Origin of the sequence: Terriglobus aquaticus (assembly GCF_025685415.1) — a bacterium.
Classification (GTDB): domain Bacteria; phylum Acidobacteriota; class Terriglobia; order Terriglobales; family Acidobacteriaceae; genus Terriglobus; species Terriglobus aquaticus.
This window is the reverse complement of sequence record NZ_JAGSYB010000001.1, coordinates 2,143,373-2,163,873: the sequence shown is the minus strand read 5'-3', so window position 1 is coordinate 2,163,873 and position 20,501 is coordinate 2,143,373. Positions and strand designations below refer to the sequence as shown.

Sequence of the window (20,501 nt, the reverse complement as noted above, 5' to 3'; positions counted from 1 at the left end):
GTTTCAGGCCGCTTCCCCTTGCAAGCAGGCCACGACTTCGCTCTCAAGCCACGCGACAGCGCGACCACCTGGCAGTTTGTGCGGGCGAGGGAAGCGACCCTCCGCAATCCACCGATAGATAGTGGGCTTGCTCACGGGCGCGTATAGCTCTTGAACTCTGGGGAGGCGAATGTATCGCTGCTCCATAGATGACCTCCTAAGCCCCTGCGGTACTTTGCGGAACTGAGGTCAATCTAGAGGCCAAGCAAAGGGTAGGTGTGGGGTGATAAGGGGGTAAAAAAGGGGTAAACGGACCTTCTACCCTTCGTCACGCCACTTATTGTGGTCTTTCAGCACCTCAAAGCAACCGCTCTCGGACGTGAATGCGTCGCCCATCTCTTTGAAGACTCGAGGCGCGGCCTCTTTAGGGCCTACTTTATGATTGGCTGCGGCGCGTATCTCATCGAACTTCTTTACCGCTTCCGCATTTCGTTTAGCGTTACCTGTAGCCTTAGAGGTTGAAGTTTTCGAAGCCGCCGCCGTAATTTCGCCGACCAGACCGAAAAGATCTTTGGCCAATTTGTCCAAGCTCATGCCGTGGGGAGGCAGGTAGACTGGCGGCTCAGTACCTGACTCAGGCTCCAGATAAGCTTGCAACGTTTCGTGCTTCTGGCCCTCAGTGGCGCCTACGCGCCTAATCGTGTCGACTTTCCTGCCCTCGGTCACTTCGAACTGCCTTAGCACTTCAGCAACGCGTGGCTGGATGTCAATGGCGTACTTTTCCTGTAAATCGTCAAGCCACTTTCTTCCCGCACCTGAAATGGTGTGATCAAAGCGCTCCTCGATGGTTAAGCCAATTCCGGGCTTTGGGTATGGTTTGAGCCTTGCGCTGAGATCTAGGATGTCCTGCCTCAGGCACATGATCGCCTTCTGTAAAGGCGTATAGCGAATCGGAGTTGTGTTTCGATCATCGTGCACTCGTCCCAGCCTTCCCCCGCAGAGTGTTCAGGTAATCCGCCCATTCCTGCATCATGCGGCGGCGCTCCGGCAAATGCTGCGTTCGGTTGTACGCGCGGCCCAGCGGGTCTTTGACCTTGTGGGCGAGCTGGTGCTCGATCACATCCGGCCGGAAGCCCAGCGTCTCATCGAGAATGGTTCGTGCGACGGCACGGAAGCCGTGCGTTGTCAGCTCGTCCTGTCCGATCTCCATCGATCGCATCGCAACCAACAGGGCATTGTCGGACATCGGCCGGCCGCTGCTACGGGCGCCAGGGAAGACGAGGCGGCCGCCTCCGGTGTGCTTGTGCAGCTCACGCAAGATGGCAACTGCTTGCGTCGCCAGCGGGACTATATGCGGCTGTTTGGTCTTGCTTGAGGTGAACTGCCAGGTAGCCTCGTCCAGGTCGAATTGCGACCACTCCGCCTTTCGTAGCTCGCCGGGACGTACGAACACGAGCGGCGCAAGCTGCAGGGCAGCGCGGACGACAGGCGTTCCGGGATAGGCGTCCAGCATCGTGAGAATCTGCCCGAGACGTTTCGGCTCCGTCGTCGCAGCAAAGTGGCTGCCGCCCTTGTCGGTCGAGAGTGCGCCGCGGAGGTCGCGGGTGGGGTCGGTGGTGCACCTGCCTGTAGCGATCCCATAGCGGAAGATCTGGCCACAGCTACGCATGGCGCGGTGCGCAGTTTCAACCGTGCGTTTCTCAATGCGCCGGAGCACCTGAAGGATTTCTGGCGGTGTAATTTCGGAAATGGGACGTGGGCCAAGGGCAGGGAAGACGTCCCGCTCCAGCCGGCGCAGGACGCGATCTCGGTGAGTGTCGGCCCACACGGCGCCGGTCATAGCGAACCACTCCCGTGCGATCGCTTCAAAGTCGTTCGCCGCTCGTTCCTTGGCGGTACGCTTCGTGGCCTTCCGATGGGCGCTGGGGTCGATGCCCTTAGCAATGAGGGCACGTGCCTCGTCGCGGCTTTCGCGCGCGACCTTCAAGCCCGTTTCCGGGAACGTGCCCAGGCTGATTCGCTTTTCCTTGCCGTGGATGCGGTACTTGAGGCGCCACAGCTTGCCCCCGGTTGGCATGACCTCGACGTAGAGGCCCTTGCCGTCTGAGACCTTGCGAGGCTTCTCCGCGGGCTTCAACTGTCGAATCGTGGCATCTGTTAGGGGCATGGTGGGGCAGTTTTGGGGCAGCAGATTTGCTGCGAGTCAACTTACCCCCGATTCTGCCCCCAAATAATGTGAGAAGTCAAAAGAAGTTGTGATACCGTCTGAGACGAGGAAGCGGCTGTTTCCTTCGGAATCTCTAAAGTTGAGAGACTCTGCGATATCTGGTGAGAAGGGTTTATGGTGGCGGTGAGTGGAATCGAACCACTGACCTACGGGTTATGAGTCCGTCGCTCTAACCATCTGAGCTACACCGCCGGGGTGACGCTGCGGCGGCCTCGCTTGGGCGCGGGTGCGCCACGGCCGGTTCGCTGCTTCCAGTAGTCTACCGGAACAGACCAGTTGGAGCCAAACCAATCACCGCACCTGTCGCACCCTCTTCGGACTTCTCGTCGCTTGGCCGCATTGTTGCGGTCATTCCAGCGCGCCTTGCCTCGACCCGCCTGCCGCGCAAAGTGGTGCGGCCTCTGCTGGGCCGGCCGCTGTTGCACTGGGTGGTGGAGGCGGCACAGTGCTGTCCACAATTCCAGCAGGTGATTGTCGCGGTCGACTCGGACGAGGTTGCCGAGCTGTGCGAACAACAGGGCTGGCACTACCAGCGGACTGACCCGGAACTGCCCAGCGGCACCGACCGCATGTACGCCGTGGCCCAGAGCGTTCCGGCCGATCTCTACGTGAATGTGCAAGGGGACGAGCCGCTGCTGGAGCCCGCCCACATCGACGCGCTACTGCGGCCGTTTCTGCTGGGCAGCCACGTGGAGGTGTCGACCGTGAAGACGCCGTGCTCCGCCGCGAACATCACCAACCCGAATGCAGTCAAGGTCGTGACTGCCTCTGACGGCCGGGCACTATATTTCTCTCGCGCGACCATCCCTTACGATCGCGACGGCACACATCCGCCGTACTGGAAGCACCTGGGGCTGTACGCCTACCGCCGCGCGGCGCTGCTGCGGTTTGCGGGCTTGCACCCAACGGCGCTGGAGCAAACGGAGCGGCTGGAGCAGCTTCGCCTCTTGGAGAACGGCTTGAGCCTCTACGTGGAAGCTGTCGACTTTGACACCGTCGGAGTGGACACGGAAGAAGACCTGCTGCGCGTTGAGGCGCTGCTCGCCGGTCGCGAACGTTAGCTACATCGCTTCTTTGAGGCCGTGGCGGATCAGCCAGCGATTCATCGGATAGCTGGTCAGGAAGCCGAAGATCATCGCGATCTGCATCATCAGCCAGTAGCCGGGCTGGAACGGCGTGATATGCGGTGCAGGGAAGAAGACGAAGTAGGTCAGCGCCATCCACGCGTACATGCCGACCTGGAAGCAGAGGATTGAGAGCGTGTCGGCCTTGATGGCGGCCAGGATCACGCCGCCTGCGCTCAGGTCGTGCCGCATGGGGCGCAGGGCGAAGTACTGAAAGACGATGCCAAGCGCCCAGGCGGCCGCGAAGTCGATCGCGTACTCCGCCCACAGCATCGATCCAAAGAGCGTGATCCCTGCGGCGGCGATGCCGAACTCTGAGACGAGATCTGCCAGCATGCAACCGGCGCCGCAATGGCTGGTGCCGGTGGCGACCTGCGTCCAGTTCGGATCGGGCGGTTGCTTTGCCTCCGACATGCCATCGCCTTGCCTGCTACCCATTTGCATCGGCATGGGTTCGCTCTTCGGCTTGGCGCGACCAAAGCGGAAGTACGCCCAAGCGGCGAAGACGCTGAAGTAGAGCGCGGTGACGGGCCAGACCACGTTCATCACGCCCATCTTCTGCGGCCGCCGGAACTCGTCTGCTGCGATGGTGATCGCGCAAATCACGGCGATGACAATGGACACAATGGCGAAGGTGTTCAGCACGAGCAGGCTCCTGAAAGGTAGGAGTGCCCGGCTGCTGCGCTCGTTGTAACGCGCAACGCCCGCCGTAGCAGGCGGGCGTCGTTGGCCTCGTGCGATCGAGGGCACTTAGCCCATGTACATGCCGCCGTTCACGTCGAGCGTGTGCCCGGTGATATAGCTCGCGTCGTCGGAGGCGAGGAAGCGCACGGCGGCGGCGATGTCGGCGTCGGCACCGGCGCGGCCCAGGGGCACCACGCTCAGCATGGCGTTCTTCTGGTCGTCGTTCAGAACGGCGGTCATCGCGGTTTCGATGTAGCCGGGCGCGACGGCGTTTACGGTGATGCCGCGGCTGGCGAACTCACGCGCCAGCGACTTGGTCAGGCCGATCATGCCGGCCTTGCTGGCGGCGTAGTTCGCCTGTCCGGCCTGTCCGGTCTCGCCCACAACGGAGGTGATGTTGATCACGCGGCCCCAGCGAGCCTTCATCATGGGCTGCAGCAGCGCCTGCGTCAGCAGAAAGGCACCGGTCAGGTTTGTCGTCAGCACGTCATTCCAGTCGGCGGTCTTCATGCGCAGGACGAGGCCGTCCTTCGTCACGCCGGCGTTGTTGACCAGGATGTGGACAGCACCGAGCCTGGCGACGATCTCCTTGGCGACAGACTTGATGGAGTCTTCGCTCGCAACGTCGAGCGCGAAGCTCTCGGCCTTGCCACCTGCAGCCTCGATCTCGGATTTCACCTCGGCCAGCTTGCTCTCGTTGCGTGCGGCCAGCGCGACCGTGGCACCCGCGCGTCCGAGCTCGATCGCGACGGCGCGTCCGATGCCCTGCGATGCTCCCGTGACCAGCGCAACGCGCCCTTCGAAACCTGCCATGTGTGCCATACCTCTCTTCCGCTGAACAGTATACGAAGCGGGATCGCGCCAGCGGCTCCTCTGTGCGAGGCTGCCGTGGTCATAAACAAACGGGCGAGGCCGCAGCCTCGCCCGTTGCTTGAAAAGGTTTACTTACCCGCGACCCTTGCGTCCGCCGACGGCTTCCACAGCCTTGGCTTCGCCGTCCGCTGGAGCATCTGGAACCGGTGCGGTCGAGGCCGCACCGATCTTCAGCTTGGCGCGCAGTTCCGCGTCCATGCGGCCGAAGACGTCCTTGTTGGTCTTCAGGAAGTTGCGGACGTTCTCACGACCCTGTCCGATGCGCTCGCCCGCGTAGCTGTACCACGCGCCGCTCTTGTCCACGATGTTGTGCAGCACCGCCAGGTCGAGCACGTCGCCCTCGCGGCTGATGCCTTCGCCATACAGGATGTCAAACTCAGCCTCACGGAACGGAGCGGCGACCTTGTTCTTCACGATCTTGGTCTTGGTGCGCGATCCCACGACCACGTCGCCTTCCTTCACCGCACCGATGCGGCGGATGTCCACGCGCACCGACGAGTAGAACTTCAGAGCGCGGCCACCGGTCGTCGTTTCGGGGTTGCCGAACATGACGCCGATCTTTTCGCGGATCTGGTTGATGAAGATGAGGCAGGTGCGCGACTTTGAGACTGTACCGGTCAGCTTACGCAGTGCCTGCGACATGAGACGAGCCTGCAGACCCACGTGCGAGTCGCCCATTTCGCCGTCGAGTTCGGCCTTGGGGACGAGCGCCGCGACCGAGTCGACGACGAGAACGTCGATCGCGCCGGAGCGGACCAGCGCCTCGGTGATCTCCAACGCCTGCTCGCCGTAGTCCGGTTGCGAAATCAGCAGGTTGTCCGTGTCCACGCCCAGCTTGCGCGCGTAGACGGGGTCCAGCGCGTGCTCGGCGTCCACAAACGCGCAGATACCGCCCTGCTTCTGCGCTTCCGCCACGATCTGCAGCGTGATGGTCGTCTTACCGGATGATTCCGGGCCGTAGATCTCAACTACGCGGCCGCGGGGAACTCCGCCCACGCCAAGCGCCGCGTCGAAGCTGATGGAACCGGTGGAGATCACGGAGATGGGAACGATGGCGTCCTTCGCCCCCAGCTTCATGATGGAACCTTTGCCAAACTGCTTTTCAATGCCGGCCAGCGCCAGCTCTATGGCTCTGCCGCGATCGTCTGCCATGCCGTTACAACCCTCGCAATCCTAAGAAAATCGTAGCACCCGAAACAGGAGTAGAGCAAAGAAAAAGCGAAGCAATGGTGCACCATCTTTGCGGCATTTCCTGCCGCCAGCCTACCGCTGCAGCAGGTCCACCGGCTCGTGTGGATCGCGGATGCGGAAGTGTTCCGCCAGCCCCGGATACTGCCGCTGCACCGCCTGAAACATCTGCCAGGCGACGTTGCGATAGCTCCAATGGCCGGCCGGCGTGGAGCGCAGTTCGCTGATGTACACCGCCTGCGCAAAGTCCATGGCGAACAGCGAGCGGCAGCGCGTGGCCAGCGGCAGCACATAGGCTGCGTCCGGGTTTGCGGCTACAGTCGTCGGTTTCGGGTCGGTGGGGAAGTCGAGACCGTCGGCCGGCGATGCCAGGGGTTTGCCCCACGTCATGCCCAGGGAGCCATTCGCGCGGAACTCCGGGACGGGAACAGCAGCCGCCGAGTGCGCTTGCAGCTTCGAGCCCTCCGCAGAAGCGGTGGCCACCGTGTCCGGCACAGTGGCTCCCCCCAGCCGGGCGTACGCGTGCATGGCCGATTCCATACCTTCCGCAAATACCGCCGCCACCGCCGACCCGCTGACGGGCGGCTGACCCGGGAAGTCTGGCGTATCGAAGCCGTGCGCAGACGTGTAGTCCTGCAGCAACTGCACGCAGCGGCGGTGCCGGTGCATGTCGCGGAAGCCGCCCACATCCATCAGGATGTCGAAACGCAAACCGTTCGCCGCGGCAAAGGCGCGCGGCAACTCGTCATGCCGGCCGCGGTGCACGGTGCCGAGCGACACGAGCTCCAGGATGCGCTGCTCCGGCAGGCTGCGCACCGCTTCCCGCAACTGCGCGTAGCGGTAATGCGTGTGCGGATACAGCAGGGACGTTGCAAGGTCGATTTCCAGTGAGAGCCGCTCGCCGGGCGGCGTTACGATCAGCTCCACGTTGGGAGACTCAGCCGGCATCGCCGCAATGGGCGCGTCCCCCATCAGAGATCGCGCGGCCTCGGTGAGTGCCAGCTTGCTTTGCGCTGCGAAGTTACTCGGTGCCGTGTACTTCACCAGGGTCGGCGCAACCTTCACCTCCCTCGTGTCGCCCGTCGGGTTCCAGGCGGAACCGCTGGCGGCCTCGCGAAGCCGCTCGCCCAGCTCGCGTATCTCGCCGTACTCGCTGCCCAGCAGGCGGGCGATCTGTTGCTCCAGCGTGCGCGCGTTGGTGATCTGGCCCAGCGACGTATTCGTCGCCAGCGGCAACAGGTAGCGCGCCATGTCAAAGGCGCGGGCCCGCAAGGTGCGCGTATACGCTGCCTCGTCCATGGTCGAGGGCCGCGGTGTGTGCTGCTTCAGCTCCTGCAGCATGCCTTCGCCCACAGCCTGGTAGCTGTCGAACAGGTGCGTGATGGTCGAGCGGTACAGCTCCGCCTTCGCCGAGTCGTCGAGCCGAGGCGTGTAGTAGCCGGACTTGCGGAAGTCCTGGTAGCGCGTGGAGCGCTCCTGCCCATCCCAGCGCGGCTCGTCGACTAGGGCGATCGCAGCCAGGAGGCTCAGCCGCTCCACGGCAAAGGCAACGTGCGCCAGGTCGGCGATGGAGCGGTGACCGTACTGGAAATAGAACGTGTTCAGGAACTGCTCGGCGCGTTGCGCGCTGATCTCTTTCAGCGATTCACGCAGGGTCAGGGCACTGCGCGAATACTTCGCCATCGCATACGCCAGCACCTCCGGATCGGCGCCGTGAATGGCGTACACCTCGGTCGCGGCGGTGACTGCGGGGCTCCCGCTGGCCGGGACGTCAGGCAGGTTGTCGGGCATGCACCCAAGGATAGCGCGGCGTATGCTGATCCGGCATGAGACTTTTCTCACAAGCAGTCGTCATCGCCTTCCTCACTGCCAGCTCCGCTCTGGCACCGTCCATGGCACAGGAGAACCAACTGACTCCCGCGCAGCAGAAGGCCGGATGGCAACTGTTGTTCGACGGCAAAGACATGAACGGCTGGCATGTCGCCGCGACGGGAGAGCCGGTCACCGGCGTGCTCATCCAGGACGGCGTCCTGACGCTGCAGAAGAGCGCGCACCACCAGGGCGACGTTGTGACCGACCGCACCTTCACCAACTTCGAGCTCCTCGCGGACTTCAACATCGAGCCCGGCGGCAATAGCGGCATTAAGTACTTCGTCAACGACCAGGTGAATGCGGCGGCGCACGATCACCAGCTCGGTTTCGAATACCAGATCCTGGACGACGACAAGCACCCCGACGCGAAGCTGGGCCATGACGGCGACCGTAGGACGGCATCGCTCTATGACATTCTGCCGTCGCACACGGCGGGCGCCTACCGCGGCCCCGGCGTCTGGAACACCGCGCGCATCGTGGTTCGCGGCAATCACGGCGAACACTGGTTGAACGGCGTAAAGGTGCTGCAGTACGATCGCGCCTCGCAGGACTTCAAGGCGGCCTTCACGCAAAGCAAGTTCACCCACTTCTCTGGCTTTGCGGATGCTCCCAACGGTCACATCCTGCTGCAGGACCACGGCGATACCGTGCACTTCCGGAACATCCGCATCCGCGAGCTTCCGGCGCAGTAGTCCGGTACAGCAAGTGTTAGATCGAACGGTCCCGGCGCAGCCGGGACCACGGCTGATGCGTCGTGTACACCGGCGTCGCGGTAATGTGCTCGCGTTGCACAGTGAGCAGTTTGCGCTGCAGCAGCCAGGCGATTGCGGTTTGCGCCGCCGATCGCGAGATCCCAAGCTCTTCCGCAAGGCTGGCATAGCTGATCGCCACAGAGTCTCCGCGGCGCTGCTCCTCTAAGGTCAGCCACAGATAAGTGAGGAAAGCGGCAGGCCGGTGGTCGTGCCCCACCAGATCTCGCAGCAGCACGCTATGCACGTATTCGTCGATCTTCAGATCGCCCATCTATACCGTTGAATGGTATAGGACGGAGTAGCACATTGTGTTGTCCGGGCGCGGGTGCCATCCTCGCAGGCAGGAGAAGACAGCATGATTCGAGGCATCAAGTTTGTGAGCATCCCGGTGCTTGACCAGGACAGGGCTTTGCACTTCTACACGGAAAAGCTAGGCATGCGCGTGCAGACCGACCAGGCGTTCAGTCCCACGCAGCGGTGGATCGAACTCGCCTTCAGTGGCGCCGAAACGGGTCTCGTCCTGTTTACGCCGCCGGGTCACGAGGACCGCATCGGCAGCTTTCAACCCATGTCGCTATGGTGTGACGACGTCCGCGCAACCGCGGCCATCCTGAAGGGCAAGGGCGTGCAGTTCGAGCAGGAGCCGAAGCAAGAGCAGTGGGGTACGTCGGCCATTTTCCTGGACGGAGACGGAAACCGCTTCGTGCTATCGAGTCGGTAACCGGCGCGCCGCTCGCAACAGTGCGGTTGAATCCTGGCATCTGTACAGGCGTGGACTCATCGGTACACACCGCGCACCGGCCCTGGCCCATGCCGCAGCGGCCGTGGCGTTTGCGCCAGCGCTGGTCGCGTCTGCTCTTCGCGCACTGGCCCGTTCCGGCCGAGGCAGTGCAACAGCGGCTGCCGCGCGGTTTGCGAGTCGACACGTTCGACGGCTGGGCCTGGCTCGGTGTCGTTCCGTTCCTCATGGATCAGGTGCGCTTCCGGACCATCGGTGAGCACGCCCTGGGCGTTCCCACGGCGCGGGCCTTTCCAGAACTCAATTTGCGCACCTACGTCCTCGCGCCCGACGGCCGCGCCGGCGTGTATTTCTTTTCGCTCGACGCGGGATCGCTGCTGGCGGTGACCGGTGCGCGCGTGGCATTTGGCCTGCCGTACTTCTGGGCACGCATGCGCATGCAGCAGCAGGGCAGCACCACGCATTACACGTCGCGTCGCCTGCTCAGCCGTCCCGCTGAGTTCGCCGCCAGCTATCGTTCGCTGGGCACCGAGAGCCCACAAGACGACCTGCGCCGCTTCCTCACCGGGCGCTACGCCTTCTTCAACCGCTACCTGGGCCGGGTCTGGGCTGGCGAGATCCACCACCTGCCATGGCAACTGGAAAACGCCGAAGCGGAGTTCCAGCACAACGGCCTCCCAGGCGCGTTCGGATTCACGCTGCCAGACCGCCCGCCGGTGCTGCACTACGCGGCGGAGGTGCACATGCAGGCGTGGACGATCCGGCCGTTCGCCACGTCCCTGCGCTAAGGCAATCGTCCGCGCTGCCGTACACTCGGTGTGTCTTCGCACTTCGTTCCGAGGGTCCATCGCATGCGCGCTGTTCGTGCCATTCTTCTCGTTTCGTCGCTCGCCATGTGCGCCACTGTCTCCGCGCAACAGAGCACGCTGCTGCCAGCCGCACAGGCCGAGGCCAACAGCATCGATCCCGAACATCTGCGCGCCACCGTTAAGCTGATCAGCAGCGACGCCTACGAGGGCCGCGGCCCCGGTCAGCCCGGCGGCGAAAAGACCACCGCATACCTCGTGGAGCAGTTCAAGAAGTACGGCCTGCAACCCGCGGGCGATCACGGCACGTTTGTGCAGGCGGTGCCACTGGTCGGCGTGACGCCGGTCGCGGCGGAGACGCACTTCCGCTTTGTGCCGCAGTCGGGATCGAAAACCACCACGCCGACCGACCTCACCTTTGGCTCTGACTTCGTGGTGAACAACCAGCGTCACATGCCCACGGCACAGGTCGATGCGCCCATCGTCTTTGTCGGCCACGGCATCGTCGCGCCGGAGTACGGCTGGGACGACTACGCCGGTGTCGACGTGCGCGGCAAAGTGGTGCTGATCGTGGTCAACGAACCACCGTCGACCGATGTGAAGTTCTTCAAGGGCGAGGCGCTCACCTACTACGGCCGCTGGACCTACAAGTTCGAAGAGGCAGGCCGCCACGGCGCTGTTGGCGCGCTCATCATCCATCGGACCGACCTGGCCAGCTATCCGTGGCAGGTAGTGCAGAACTCGTGGTCGGGCGAGCACAGCTACTTGCGCGGCGACCCGAACGCGCGCCTGACCGCGGCAAGTTGGATTCAGCAGTCCGAGGCAGACAAGTTGCTGGCCAGCATCGGCATGACCGCTGATCAGGCCATCGACGCCAGCAATCAGCGCGGCTTCAAGGCGATGCCGCTGCCGGTCAAGCTCGAGGCGCACATCGTCAGCAAGGTGCGCGAGTACGACTCGGCCAACGTGGTCGGCAAGCTGGCTGGCGCAAAGCCCGGCAGCGGTGCGGTGCTCTACACCGGCCACTGGGACCACTTCGGCATCGACCGCTCGCGTCAGGGCGACCCGGTCTTCCACGGCGCTAACGACAACGCCACCGGTACGGCGATCGTGCTGGAACTTGCCCGCGCCTTCGCGGAAAAGAAAGCCACGCCGCCGCACGACGTCTACTTCGCCTGTGTCACGGCAGAGGAGCAGGGGCTGCTCGGATCGCAGTACCTGGGCGAACATCCGCCCGTGCCCGCGCGGGACATCCAGCTTGACCTGAACTACGACGCCCTGCTGCCCGTGGGCGACGTGCGTAGCGCCGAGGTGCACGGCGCCGAACGCACCACCGTGTATCCGCTGGTGGAGGCGCTGGCTGCGAAGGAAGGCCTGCAACTGGAGCCGGACAAGTTCCCGATGGCCGGCCACTACTATCGTTCGGATCACTTCTCGCTGGCGCGCGTGGGCGTGCCCGCCTTCAGCATCGGCGAGGGCACGATGTTCCGCGACCACGACGACGCCTGGGGCAGGCAGCAGGCCGAGCAGTACACCGCCGAGCGCTACCACACGCCCGCCGACAAGTACGAAGACTCCATGGACTTCCGCGGCAACGCCCGCATGGCCCGCTTCGGCTTTGAACTGGGCTGGCTGGTCATGCAGCAGCAGGGCAGCGTCGCCTGGCAGCCCGGAGACGAGTTCGAAGCCGCGCGCAAGCGGAGCCAAGGGACGAAGTAGCTATGCCGCAAGTCACCGCAATCTACCCCGGAACCTTCGATCCGCCGACGAACGGCCACCTCGACATCTGCATGCGCGGGTCACGCATCTTCGACCGGCTCATCGTCGCCGTGCTGCGCAACTCCAGCAAGGGCGCTCCGCTGTTCACCACGCAGGAGCGCGCGGAAATGCTGGCGGAGATCACACGCCCCTTCGGCAACGTGACGGTCGCCACCTTCGACGGCCTGCTGGTCGATTTCGCACGCCAGCAGGGCGCGACCGCGGTGCTGCGTGGCATCCGCGCCGTAAGTGACTACGAGTACGAGTTCCAGATGGCAATGATGAACCGCAAGCTGGACCCGCAGCTTGAGACCGTCTTCATGCAACCGGCGGAGAAGTACACCTACGTCTCGTCGCGCCTCATCAAGGGCGTCTTCCAACTCGGCGGCGACATCAACTCGCTCGTTCCACCTGAGGTGATGCAGCGCCTGCGCAGCAAGGTGCCGGCGAACATCGCTCCGCCGGAGACCGGCGCTAGCACTTAGTTGCTGAGCGGTTTGCCAAGCGTCGGTGGCGCAAGACGTTCATCACAACTTAGCTCGATAAAGCTTCAAGTCACTTTATGAGTGCAAGAGCCGATGGCGGAGTTTTACCTGAATGAAGTCAGTAGAACGATTACTCCCAGAAGCCAGATCGGAACGAGTGTTATGAAGAATAGCGGGAAGATCCCGTGTACGTTGGGGTTGAAAGATCCAACGAGTAGAACAAGAGCTGTTGGGCACAGGATAAGGAAAGCACCCATCCTTCTTCGCTCTTGCTTTTTCAGGAGAATCGACCAGCCAATTGCACCAACTGTAAACGACACTAGGCCGAGCCCTATCAGCCACAGGTAGAGGGTGTAATCGTCGAAGTAAAAGAGCCTTTCGCCCAACGAGAATGCAATAAGTCCTAGCGCGATGAGTGTCGAGCCTGCGAGAGTTAACGATTTCATTATCTGTAACCGCGGCTGAACATGAGAGCAGTCTACGGGTGCCCTGCACAGATTTCACTCAGCTCCTGACAAGTCGGCCTGTCGGAAGCAGAACAGCTTCTCGCCTTGCCCGCTGACGATCTGCGACACTATACGCATGGCTACCGCGACCGCCGCTCCTGCCGCGCACACACTCTCCGAACGCATCAACCGCATTGAGGTTTCGGCCACCATGGCCATTACCGCGGAGGCGCTTCGCCTCAAGTCGCAGGGCATCGACCTGGCCGATTTCGGTGCCGGCGAGCCGCACTTCAGCACGCCCGAGCACATCAAGCAGGCCGCGATCCAGGCGATCGAAAAGAACTACACGCGCTACACCGCCGTTGCCGGCATCCCGGAGATTCGCCGCGCCATCGTCGACCGCCACGCTGCCGATTTCGGCACGAACTACGCGCCGGAAGAGTGCAGCTTCACCACCGGCGGCAAGCTGGCACTGTTCAACGCGATCGAGGTGCTGATCGACCACGGCGACGAGGTCATTGTGCCCACCCCGGCGTGGGTCTCGTACAAGGACATCATCCAGTTCGCGGGCGGCGTTCCCGTCTTCGTCGAAACCAGCGAGGTGGAGAACTTCCGCGTGACCGCTGCCATGATTGAGGCCGCGATCACACCCAAAACGCGCGCCATCATCCTGAACTCGCCGTCGAACCCCAGCGGCGCGATCATGGCCAAGGACGACCTCTACAGCATCGTGCGCCTGGCCCACGAGCGCGGCATCTACGCCCTGCTGGACGAGTGCTACGTCTACCTCTGCTTCGACGGCGAGCCGGTCAGCGGCGCCAGCGTGACCGAATGCAAGGAGCACATCGTTGTGCTCGGCTCACTCTCAAAGACATACGCCATGACCGGCTGGCGTGCCGGCTTCGCGCTGGCTCCCAAGCCGATCATCGCGGCCATCAACAAGCTGCAGTCGCAGTCCACCAGCAACACCAACACCATGGTGCAGCACGCCTCCATCGCCGCGCTCAGCGGATCGCAGCAGTGCGTGGCCGACATGCGCGCGGGCTACATCGAAATCCGCGACCGCGTTCTGGAGGGCTTCCAGAGCATCCCGGGTCTCACCTGCACCGTGCCGCAGGGCGCGTTCTACGTGTATCCCAACGTCAGCGCCTTCTTCGGCAAGGGCGGCGTGAACTCCGCGTCCGACGTTGCCGCGCGCCTGCTAAGCGAGGCTCACGTGGTCTGCGTTCCCGGCGAGCCCTTCGGCACCGCCGACCACATCCGGCTTTCGTATGCCGTTTCGTCCAGCGTGGTCGATAAGGGTCTTGAGCGTATGCGCACTTTCTTCGCCTCGCTCACCTAAACGAGTCCCCTTGGAAAGCCTCCGTGCTATTCCGCTCGCCGCCGTTCTTTGACTACACTGCTCAAGTCACGCATGCAACCGCCAACCAACATCGACTTCGTTCCCGTCATCCTCGCCGGCGGCAGCGGCACCCGCTTCTGGCCGCGTTCTCGCAAAGCCCGCGCCAAGCAGGTGCTGGCCTTGTCTGGCGAGGAGACGATGATTCAGCAAACCGTGGAGCGCCTGCGCCCGCTTGCTCAGGACTCCACCTTTCTGGTCATCACCAACGACTTGCTGGCGGAGACGATCGGCAAGCAGTTGCCCAACGTACCGGCTGCGCGCATCCTGCGTGAACCCGCCGCGCGCAACACCGCTCCTGCCTGCCTGCTGGCCGCCGCCATCCTGGCCAAGAGCAATCCGCAGACCGTGCTCGGTATCTTCCCGTCCGATCACGTGGTGCTGGACGACGCGAAGTTCGTGGAGCGCATGCAGCAGGCCATCCAAGTGGCAGCCGCCGGCGAAAACATCGTCGTTCTCGGCGCTCCGCCCACGCGGCCTGAGACGGGTTACGGCTACATCGAAGAAGGCGTTGCGGTCAGCTTCGGAAGCGAGCCTTTCGAAGTTCACGCGGTCCGACGCTTCACCGAGAAGCCGGATTTCGCGCATGCCCGCAAGTTCCTCTCCGCCGGCAATTACACCTGGAACAGCGGCATGTTCCTGTGGTCCGCGCAGACCCTGATCAACGCCTTCCGCGAACACTGCAATTCGATGCTCGCACCCATCCTCGCCATCGCCGACGCGTTCGGCACGCCCGACTTCGATCGCGTCTTTGCCGAGCAGTATCCCACCGTCGAAAACATCAGCATCGACTTTGCCATCCTCGAATCGCGCTCCTTCAAGGGCGAAGGCAAGAGCAACATCTACTGCCTGCCGGCCGACTTTGGATGGAACGACCTGGGCAGTTGGAGCGCGCTGCACGAGCACCACCTGCAGCACATCCAGGACATCGGCAACAACAACGTCGTCGAGTCCTCCAGCACTCTGCAACTGGACGCCAGCGGGAACTATGTCTACGCGCCGGGGCTCACCGTGGCTCTGCTGGGCGTGAAAGATCTTGTCGTCGTGCAAACGGACGACGCCCTTCTGGTGACCACCCGCGCGCACTCGCAGGAAGTTGGCCGCGTGGTTAAAGAGCTGGTCAAGCACGCGCGCCACGAACTCGTTTAGCCAGGCCTTTGCGCCGTTGCTTCCAGGCCCGATTCGGCTGCAGACCACATCGCCAGGTTCCTTTCACGGGAGCACTGTCGGATAATCGGTGCTGGCTATGAGCAACCAGACCGCGTCGCCCCTCCCGTCCACCTCCGCAACATTCAGCGCTGTCAAATTCGGTACGGATGGCTGGCGCGGCATCATCGCCGACGATTTCACCTACAGCAACGTCCGCGTCGCCGCTGCCGCCATCGCGAACTACGTGTTGCGCCACGAAGACGCCAGCAAAGGCGTATGCATCGGGTTCGACACGCGCTTCAGTTCGCCGCAATTTGCGCAGGTCGTCGCAGAAGTGCTCGCCAACGCTGGCATTCCCGTGCAGCTTGCGCAGGACGTAACGCCCACACCCGCACTCAGCTATGGCGTGCGTCACCGCGGCTGCGCGGGTGGCATCATGATCACCTCATCGCACAACCCCGCGCAGTGGAACGGGGTGAAGTACAAGGCCAGCTACGGCGGCTCCGGCTCGCCCGGCATCATCAAGCAGATCGAGCAGTACCTAGGCGCGGACCTTCCCCAGGCCGCAGAGCCCGCGGCGATCACCCGCGTTGACTTCCTTCCCAACTACATCGCCGCGGTCGAGGCCTTCGCCGACCTGCCCGCCATCCAGGCTTCGGGCTATCGCTTCCTCATCGACAGCATGTTCGGCGCGGGAGCAGGCGTGCTCAAGGGCATCTTCGACCGCGCCGGCGTTCCAGCAGTTGAGATCCGTTCCGAGCGCAACCCGAACTTTCCCGGCATCAATCCCGAGCCCATCCTGCCGCACATCTCGCTGACGCAAGAACGCGTTGTCGCCGAGGGCTGCGACGCCGGCCTGATCACCGATGGCGATGCCGATCGCATCGGCAGCGTCGATGAGCACGGCAATGTGGTCGACGCGCACAAGATCTTCGCCATTCTTCTGCGCTGGTTGCTCGAGCGCAAACAGTGGCCCGGCGATGTGACCCGCGCCTTCAACACGACAAAGATGCTCGACCGCATCGCCGCCAGGTACGGCCGCAAGCTGCACGAGCACGGCATCGGTTTCAAGTACGTCTGCGATCTCATGCTCTCGGAAGACATCCTGGTCGGCGGTGAAGAATCCGGTGGCATCGGCATCAGCAAACACCTTCCGGAGCGCGACGGCATCCTCAACGCGCTGCTGATCGCCAACGTGATGGCCGACGAGAAGAAGACACTCGGCGAGCTCGTCGCATCGCTGCAGGCGGAGTTCGGCGAGCACCATTACGGCCGCATCGACATGCACATAGACGACCGCCTCAAGCAGTCCGCCATTCAGCGCGCGTCGAGCGGCGTTTCCGACTTCGCGGGCTTCAGGGTCCTGCGCACGGAAAACCTGGACGGCTTCAAATTCTTTCTGGAGATCCCCGAAGACGCGGCCAGGCAGGGCAGCACGCCAGCGCCTGCGGAAACGTGGCTGCTCTTGCGCGCCAGCGGCACTGAGCCGTTGCTTCGTGTCTACTGCGAGAGCTCATCGCCAGAGAATGTAACTCGCATCCTCAAGGCTGCTGAAACGTTTGTCCTGCAAGGCAAGTAACTCCTAAGTTGTACCTGGGGAGTTACCCATTTTGTTGCGACCTTTTCCGGGCTTGTGAATCCCTGTTCGAACAGCGAACATTGGTCAGAATGCAGGCGATTTTCCTGCGTTCTTGGACTACAACCAAATTGCTTGTCGCGGTTTGTCGCGTGCGGCGAGTAAGTCGTTCGCATCCCAGTAACAAACGACGCAACAGGCATGTTGCACAACATACTTTGTATCGCAAAGTAAATGCCGGCGTGCGTCGTCACATCGCAGTCGATGTGAAGGAGAACAGATGGAAACGACGACACACATGCAGCGCTTTGCGCTAGCTTTTGCCGTAGCAGGCTGCATGGCCGTGCCGGTGCCGAGCGCCCTTGCACAGGCCGCCCCGCAGCAGCTTCAATTGGCCAGCAACGCCCCAGTCGCCACCGCCGCATACAGCAGCAGCGACTCCCCCGTGGACGCACCCGCGCCCGCTCAAGCCACCGCGTCTCAGCAGTACGGTTCGGGCACGCCCGGCTATGCCGCTCCGGCGGAAAGCCACAGCTACTGGCACACGCACGGGTTCGACCTCGCCGGTCTCGCCACCGGCCGCCTGCAGCAGAACATCGACGAGCAGGGACCGACCCAGGTGGGCCAGAGCTTCAACGCAGGCTTCCTCGCGAACATCCGTGAGCATCCCGTCTCCTGGGCCGGCATCGAGCTTGATTACGGCTACCAGAAGTACACCGAGCACTACCGCTTTGCCGCCAACGCCCCTACGGCCCTGAACCGGCCCATGGAGCAGCACGAAGCGACCGCTGGCTACGTCTTTCACATCAAGACGCCCTGGGTGCAGCCCTTCGTCGTCGTTGGCGGCGGCGGCATTTACTTCCGCTCCACCCGCATCCAGCCGCCCGCCGGCAACGGCCTGAACGAGGTGCTTGGCGACCAGTGGCGCGGCACCTACATGGCCAACGTCGGCTTCGACTTCACCTCCAAGCGCGCCAAGAACTTCGGCATCCGCATCGAGGAGCACAGCCTCTTCTACAAGGCCCCGGATTACTACATGAGCAGCCTTCGCAGCAACGCGTGGATCCACCAGGCGATGCCAGCGGCCGGTTTCTTCTACCGGTTCTAGGCAACAACGCTCGGCAATTCCAAGAGGGCACGGCAGCAGCCGTGCCCTCTTACTTGCGTCGCTGCACCTGGCCCACCATCGGGTGCTCATTCCTCGCTCACTACAATCGTCCTAGCATGCAAGAAAACATCACGACTCGCGGTCTGCTCTTTGACATGGATGGGGTGCTGATCTCCTCCATCGGTTCGGTCCGCCGCTGCTGGCGCAAATGGTGCCGGCACTATGGAATCCCTGGCGCCGATACGTTCGAAATCCCGCATGGCACCCGCGCCATCGAAATCATCCAGCAGATCAAGCCCGACATCGATCCACAAGAAGGTCTGCGCCTGATCGAAGACCTGGAGATCGAAGACACGGAAGATCTCCGCGTGCTCGCCGGCGTGCCCGAACTGCTGAAGAGCCTTCCTGCCGATCGCTGGACCATCGTCACCAGCGCCACGCGCCGGCTGATGCTGGCGCGGCTCCGCATCGCCGGCCTGCCCGCCCCCGAGCGACTCATCGCTGCCGAAGACGTGGTCAATGGCAAGCCGCACCCCGAGCCGTATCGCCGCGGCGCTGAAATCCTGGGCCTACCACCGCAGGACTGCATCGTCGTGGAGGACGCGCCGGCCGGTGTATCCGCAGGCCTAGCCGCCGGATCGCGCGTTCTTGGCGTGCTCGGCACGCACCAACTCGAAGACCTCAAAGAGGCAACGTGGCGCGTCGCATCGCTGCGCGACGCGGTCGCAACAGTCAGCGATCAGGGCGCGCTCAACTTGCAGATTCAGGCAATCGGCTGACGGGCAGCAGCGGATGACAGGCCAGCACATTGAAGTTCGCCCGGCGGAGTGGCCGCAGGACAGGGAAGTCGCCATCCGCCTGCTCACCGGGTACTTCGCCTGGCTCGCAGCGAATCCCGCGGTCCCGGAGTCGATTCGCTCCATCGATCGTGCGCCGGAGCTGGCGCTCGTGCCGCAGCGGTACGATCGCCAGTCCTCCACGCTGCTAATCGCCTGGATGGGAACCGAAGCGGTGGGCTGTGCCGCCGTGCACCGTCTTGCTGCGCCGCCACGCAGCGCAGAGATGAAGCGGCTCTACGTTGCCCCAGGGGCTCGCGGATGTGGCACGGGTGCCGCGCTCATCCAGGCCTCCGCGGCAACGGCCCGGCAGTTCGGCGCCTTCCAGTTGCTGCTGGACACCTTGCCGGCCGCAATGCCCAATGCGGTTCGCCTGTACCAGTCCCTCGGCTTCGAACCGTTCGCTCGTTACAACCGGAATCTCGGTCCGGAGTTCGCGTTCTTTCGGCTGCGCCTGGGATAATCTTTTAGTACATACAGCACCTAAACTGACATGACGGCGGTCATTGCAATCTCTCGTCACCAGCTCGGCAAGCCTCAGGCTGGATACGCATCCGCAGAGGTTCCAGGAGCGCTGATTGCGACGAATGTTCTTGCCACTGCCATAACTGGTCGTTACTTTACGGTCAATGGCTGACATGCACATGATGTTTCCGGCGCGGAACGCCCCGCCGGAGGAAACACCGGTCCCCGCGGCAATGAATATCGGTTCGACAATCCGTGGGTACCGCCTCCAGAAGGGCATGTCGCAGGGCGATGTGGAGAAGCGTACCGGCCTGCTGCGCTGCTACCTGTCGCGCGTGGAGAACGGCCACACTGTTCCGTCGCTGGACACGCTGCAGAAGATCGCCGGCGCGCTGGGCCTGCCGCTCAGCCAGTTTTTCGCCGAAGAGGCAATCGCGCGTGACATGCAGTCGCTGTCGCTCAGCGAAGACGACATTCGCTTCCTCACCCAGATTCAGCGGTACAGCGCGCACCTGACCGAATCCGACCGCAAGCTCCTGCTCGCAATGGTGAAAAAGTTCGCCCAGACCGCCCTGGTCTAGCCTGCGGAAGTCGTGTCACGGTTCGGCGGAGGAAACTGGCTATAGCCATAGTCCTTGACCTCGTGCACACCTTCGGGGCCGTCCACCCGCACCGACGCAACACCCTGAAACGCGCGTACGATCGCGTTCGCCTGGTCCGCGGACGCAACCCGGATCAGCGGACGCGGCGCTGATTCCACAAAGTCCTTGGCATCCTTCAGGCCTAGGTGCTTGACCTCGCGCACCATTTTGATGGTTCGGATCAGGTTAGATCCCTGATCCAGCAGCGTCACGGCATAAGGGCCACCCGGGGCATCCGCCGAGGAGATAGCTGAGGGCCGTCCCAAATCCAGATCCGGCGAGCCTGGCGCAAGCGGATGTGCATGACCAGACGTACCGCTGCGCGATGTCAACCGGCCAAACAGGACACCTAATACAAAAGCCATCACAATCCAGCCAACTACGTTCATCACCG

Annotated in this window: 22 protein-coding genes and 1 tRNA gene; 13 read left to right on the top strand and 10 right to left on the bottom strand. The window is 63.1% G+C overall.

Features of this window, described 5'->3' with window-relative positions:
* Positions 1-3 precede the first annotated feature (3 nt).
* The 4 genes from OHL12_RS17410 to OHL12_RS09045 all read right to left on the bottom strand — a co-directional run bounded on the left by OHL12_RS17410 (position 4) and on the right by OHL12_RS09045 (position 2,398).
* The gene (locus OHL12_RS17410) at positions 4-186 is read right to left on the bottom strand and encodes a helix-turn-helix transcriptional regulator (protein ID WP_399261247.1); all 183 of its coding nucleotides are present in this window, start codon (positions 184-186) and stop codon (positions 4-6) included.
* A 111-nt stretch (positions 187-297) separates the two neighbouring features.
* Positions 298-957 carry a hypothetical protein gene (locus tag OHL12_RS09055; protein WP_263413498.1) on the bottom strand — a complete coding sequence of 220 codons (660 nt, stop codon included), beginning with the start codon at positions 955-957 and terminating at the stop codon, positions 298-300.
* A complete protein-coding gene (locus OHL12_RS09050) occupies positions 947-2,146 on the bottom strand; it encodes a tyrosine-type recombinase/integrase (RefSeq protein WP_263413497.1) in 1,200 nt (399 codons plus the stop codon). Before OHL12_RS09050 ends, OHL12_RS09055 begins: the two co-directional genes overlap by 11 nt.
* A 175-nt stretch (positions 2,147-2,321) precedes the next feature.
* A tRNA-Met gene (locus OHL12_RS09045) sits at positions 2,322-2,398 on the bottom strand.
* 53 nt (positions 2,399-2,451) lie between these two features.
* Between OHL12_RS09045 and kdsB the strand changes: the two genes are divergently transcribed.
* Positions 2,452-3,267 carry a 3-deoxy-manno-octulosonate cytidylyltransferase gene (gene kdsB, locus OHL12_RS09040; protein WP_399262193.1) on the top strand — a complete coding sequence of 272 codons (816 nt, stop codon included), beginning with the start codon at positions 2,452-2,454 and terminating at the stop codon, positions 3,265-3,267.
* Here kdsB and OHL12_RS09035 read toward each other — a convergent pair whose 3' ends face one another.
* The 4 genes from OHL12_RS09035 to OHL12_RS09020 all read right to left on the bottom strand — a co-directional run bounded on the left by OHL12_RS09035 (position 3,268) and on the right by OHL12_RS09020 (position 7,866).
* Positions 3,268-3,975: a DUF4396 domain-containing protein gene (locus OHL12_RS09035; RefSeq protein WP_263413496.1), complete on the bottom strand. Its 708-nt coding sequence runs from the start codon at positions 3,973-3,975 to the stop codon at positions 3,268-3,270.
* Positions 3,976-4,080: 105 nt separating this feature from the next.
* The gene (gene fabG / locus OHL12_RS09030) at positions 4,081-4,827 is read right to left on the bottom strand and encodes a 3-oxoacyl-[acyl-carrier-protein] reductase (protein ID WP_263415104.1); all 747 of its coding nucleotides are present in this window, start codon (positions 4,825-4,827) and stop codon (positions 4,081-4,083) included.
* A gap of 132 nt (positions 4,828-4,959) precedes the next feature.
* The gene (gene recA / locus OHL12_RS09025; protein ID WP_263413495.1) at positions 4,960-6,039 is read right to left on the bottom strand and encodes a recombinase RecA; all 1,080 of its coding nucleotides are present in this window, start codon (positions 6,037-6,039) and stop codon (positions 4,960-4,962) included.
* 111 nt (positions 6,040-6,150) lie between these two features.
* Complete coding sequence (locus OHL12_RS09020; protein ID WP_263413494.1) at positions 6,151-7,866, bottom strand: FAD-dependent thymidylate synthase; 1,716 nt, start codon at positions 7,864-7,866, stop codon at positions 6,151-6,153.
* A 35-nt stretch (positions 7,867-7,901) separates the two neighbouring features.
* Between OHL12_RS09020 and OHL12_RS09015 the strand changes: the two genes are divergently transcribed.
* Positions 7,902-8,639 (top strand): 3-keto-disaccharide hydrolase, encoded by a 738-nt coding sequence (locus OHL12_RS09015; RefSeq protein WP_263413493.1) that lies wholly within the window; start codon positions 7,902-7,904, stop codon positions 8,637-8,639.
* Positions 8,640-8,655: 16 nt separating this feature from the next.
* Here OHL12_RS09015 and OHL12_RS09010 read toward each other — a convergent pair whose 3' ends face one another.
* Positions 8,656-8,970, bottom strand: a complete 315-nt coding sequence (locus OHL12_RS09010) for a helix-turn-helix domain-containing protein (protein WP_263413492.1) — start codon at positions 8,968-8,970, stop codon at positions 8,656-8,658.
* An 84-nt stretch (positions 8,971-9,054) separates the two neighbouring features.
* Between OHL12_RS09010 and OHL12_RS09005 the strand changes: the two genes are divergently transcribed.
* The 11 genes from OHL12_RS09005 to OHL12_RS08955 all read left to right on the top strand — a co-directional run bounded on the left by OHL12_RS09005 (position 9,055) and on the right by OHL12_RS08955 (position 20,047).
* On the top strand, positions 9,055-9,420 hold the full coding sequence (locus tag OHL12_RS09005; RefSeq protein ID WP_263413491.1) for a VOC family protein: 366 nt from the start codon (positions 9,055-9,057) through the stop codon (positions 9,418-9,420).
* 50 nt (positions 9,421-9,470) lie between these two features.
* Entirely contained in the window at positions 9,471-10,226 is a 756-nt protein-coding gene (locus tag OHL12_RS09000; protein WP_263413490.1) for a YqjF family protein, read from the top strand.
* Between the two features lie 63 nt (positions 10,227-10,289).
* Complete coding sequence (locus OHL12_RS08995; protein ID WP_263413489.1) at positions 10,290-11,963, top strand: M28 family peptidase; 1,674 nt, start codon at positions 10,290-10,292, stop codon at positions 11,961-11,963.
* Between the two features lie 2 nt (positions 11,964-11,965).
* Positions 11,966-12,487, top strand: coding sequence for a pantetheine-phosphate adenylyltransferase (coaD, locus tag OHL12_RS08990; protein ID WP_263413488.1), 522 nt, complete (start codon positions 11,966-11,968; stop codon positions 12,485-12,487).
* A 582-nt stretch (positions 12,488-13,069) separates the two neighbouring features.
* On the top strand, positions 13,070-14,275 hold the full coding sequence (locus OHL12_RS08985) for a pyridoxal phosphate-dependent aminotransferase (RefSeq protein WP_263413487.1): 1,206 nt from the start codon (positions 13,070-13,072) through the stop codon (positions 14,273-14,275).
* Between the two features lie 72 nt (positions 14,276-14,347).
* On the top strand, positions 14,348-15,481 hold the full coding sequence (locus OHL12_RS08980; RefSeq protein WP_263413486.1) for a mannose-1-phosphate guanylyltransferase: 1,134 nt from the start codon (positions 14,348-14,350) through the stop codon (positions 15,479-15,481).
* Positions 15,482-15,578: 97 nt separating this feature from the next.
* On the top strand, positions 15,579-17,060 hold the full coding sequence (locus OHL12_RS08975) for a phosphoglucomutase/phosphomannomutase family protein (RefSeq protein WP_263413485.1): 1,482 nt from the start codon (positions 15,579-15,581) through the stop codon (positions 17,058-17,060).
* Between the two features lie 277 nt (positions 17,061-17,337).
* Positions 17,338-18,165 carry a hypothetical protein gene (locus OHL12_RS08970; protein WP_263413484.1) on the top strand — a complete coding sequence of 276 codons (828 nt, stop codon included), beginning with the start codon at positions 17,338-17,340 and terminating at the stop codon, positions 18,163-18,165.
* 116 nt (positions 18,166-18,281) lie between these two features.
* Complete coding sequence (locus tag OHL12_RS08965) at positions 18,282-18,944, top strand: HAD-IA family hydrolase (RefSeq protein WP_263413483.1); 663 nt, start codon at positions 18,282-18,284, stop codon at positions 18,942-18,944.
* A 13-nt stretch (positions 18,945-18,957) separates the two neighbouring features.
* On the top strand, positions 18,958-19,464 hold the full coding sequence (locus OHL12_RS08960; protein WP_263413482.1) for a GNAT family N-acetyltransferase: 507 nt from the start codon (positions 18,958-18,960) through the stop codon (positions 19,462-19,464).
* Between the two features lie 175 nt (positions 19,465-19,639).
* Positions 19,640-20,047 carry a helix-turn-helix domain-containing protein gene (locus OHL12_RS08955; RefSeq protein WP_263415103.1) on the top strand — a complete coding sequence of 136 codons (408 nt, stop codon included), beginning with the start codon at positions 19,640-19,642 and terminating at the stop codon, positions 20,045-20,047.
* Here OHL12_RS08955 and OHL12_RS08950 read toward each other — a convergent pair.
* A complete protein-coding gene (locus tag OHL12_RS08950) occupies positions 20,044-20,472 on the bottom strand; it encodes a ribosomal protein L7/L12 (RefSeq protein WP_263413481.1) in 429 nt (142 codons plus the stop codon). The two genes, OHL12_RS08955 and OHL12_RS08950, sit on opposite strands and share 4 nt — an antisense overlap.
* Positions 20,473-20,501: the final 29 nt, after the last annotated feature.

What these genes read in the sequence shown, in the direction of transcription:
- OHL12_RS08995 (WP_263413489.1), top strand. Translation starts at nt 10,290, where the DNA reads ATGCGCGCTGTTCGTGCCATTCTTCTCGTTTCGTCGCTCGCCATGTGC.
- OHL12_RS08980 (WP_263413486.1), top strand. Translation starts at nt 14,348, where the DNA reads ATGCAACCGCCAACCAACATCGACTTCGTTCCCGTCATCCTCGCCGGC.
- OHL12_RS08975 (WP_263413485.1), top strand. Translation starts at nt 15,579, where the DNA reads ATGAGCAACCAGACCGCGTCGCCCCTCCCGTCCACCTCCGCAACATTC.
- OHL12_RS08965 (WP_263413483.1), top strand. Translation starts at nt 18,282, where the DNA reads ATGCAAGAAAACATCACGACTCGCGGTCTGCTCTTTGACATGGATGGG.
- OHL12_RS09015 (WP_263413493.1), top strand. Translation starts at nt 7,902, where the DNA reads ATGAGACTTTTCTCACAAGCAGTCGTCATCGCCTTCCTCACTGCCAGC.
- OHL12_RS09005 (WP_263413491.1), top strand. Translation starts at nt 9,055, where the DNA reads ATGATTCGAGGCATCAAGTTTGTGAGCATCCCGGTGCTTGACCAGGAC.
- OHL12_RS17410 (WP_399261247.1), bottom strand. Translation starts at nt 186, where the DNA reads ATGGAGCAGCGATACATTCGCCTCCCCAGAGTTCAAGAGCTATACGCG.
- OHL12_RS08960 (WP_263413482.1), top strand. Translation starts at nt 18,958, where the DNA reads ATGACAGGCCAGCACATTGAAGTTCGCCCGGCGGAGTGGCCGCAGGAC.
- recA (WP_263413495.1), bottom strand. Translation starts at nt 6,039, where the DNA reads ATGGCAGACGATCGCGGCAGAGCCATAGAGCTGGCGCTGGCCGGCATT.
- coaD (WP_263413488.1), top strand. Translation starts at nt 11,966, where the DNA reads ATGCCGCAAGTCACCGCAATCTACCCCGGAACCTTCGATCCGCCGACG.
- OHL12_RS08985 (WP_263413487.1), top strand. Translation starts at nt 13,070, where the DNA reads ATGGCTACCGCGACCGCCGCTCCTGCCGCGCACACACTCTCCGAACGC.
- OHL12_RS09020 (WP_263413494.1), bottom strand. Translation starts at nt 7,866, where the DNA reads ATGCCCGACAACCTGCCTGACGTCCCGGCCAGCGGGAGCCCCGCAGTC.
- OHL12_RS09010 (WP_263413492.1), bottom strand. Translation starts at nt 8,970, where the DNA reads ATGGGCGATCTGAAGATCGACGAATACGTGCATAGCGTGCTGCTGCGA.
- OHL12_RS08955 (WP_263415103.1), top strand. Translation starts at nt 19,640, where the DNA reads ATGCACATGATGTTTCCGGCGCGGAACGCCCCGCCGGAGGAAACACCG.
- OHL12_RS09050 (WP_263413497.1), bottom strand. Translation starts at nt 2,146, where the DNA reads ATGCCCCTAACAGATGCCACGATTCGACAGTTGAAGCCCGCGGAGAAG.
- OHL12_RS08970 (WP_263413484.1), top strand. Translation starts at nt 17,338, where the DNA reads ATGGAAACGACGACACACATGCAGCGCTTTGCGCTAGCTTTTGCCGTA.
- fabG (WP_263415104.1), bottom strand. Translation starts at nt 4,827, where the DNA reads ATGGCAGGTTTCGAAGGGCGCGTTGCGCTGGTCACGGGAGCATCGCAG.
- OHL12_RS08950 (WP_263413481.1), bottom strand. Translation starts at nt 20,472, where the DNA reads ATGGCTTTTGTATTAGGTGTCCTGTTTGGCCGGTTGACATCGCGCAGC.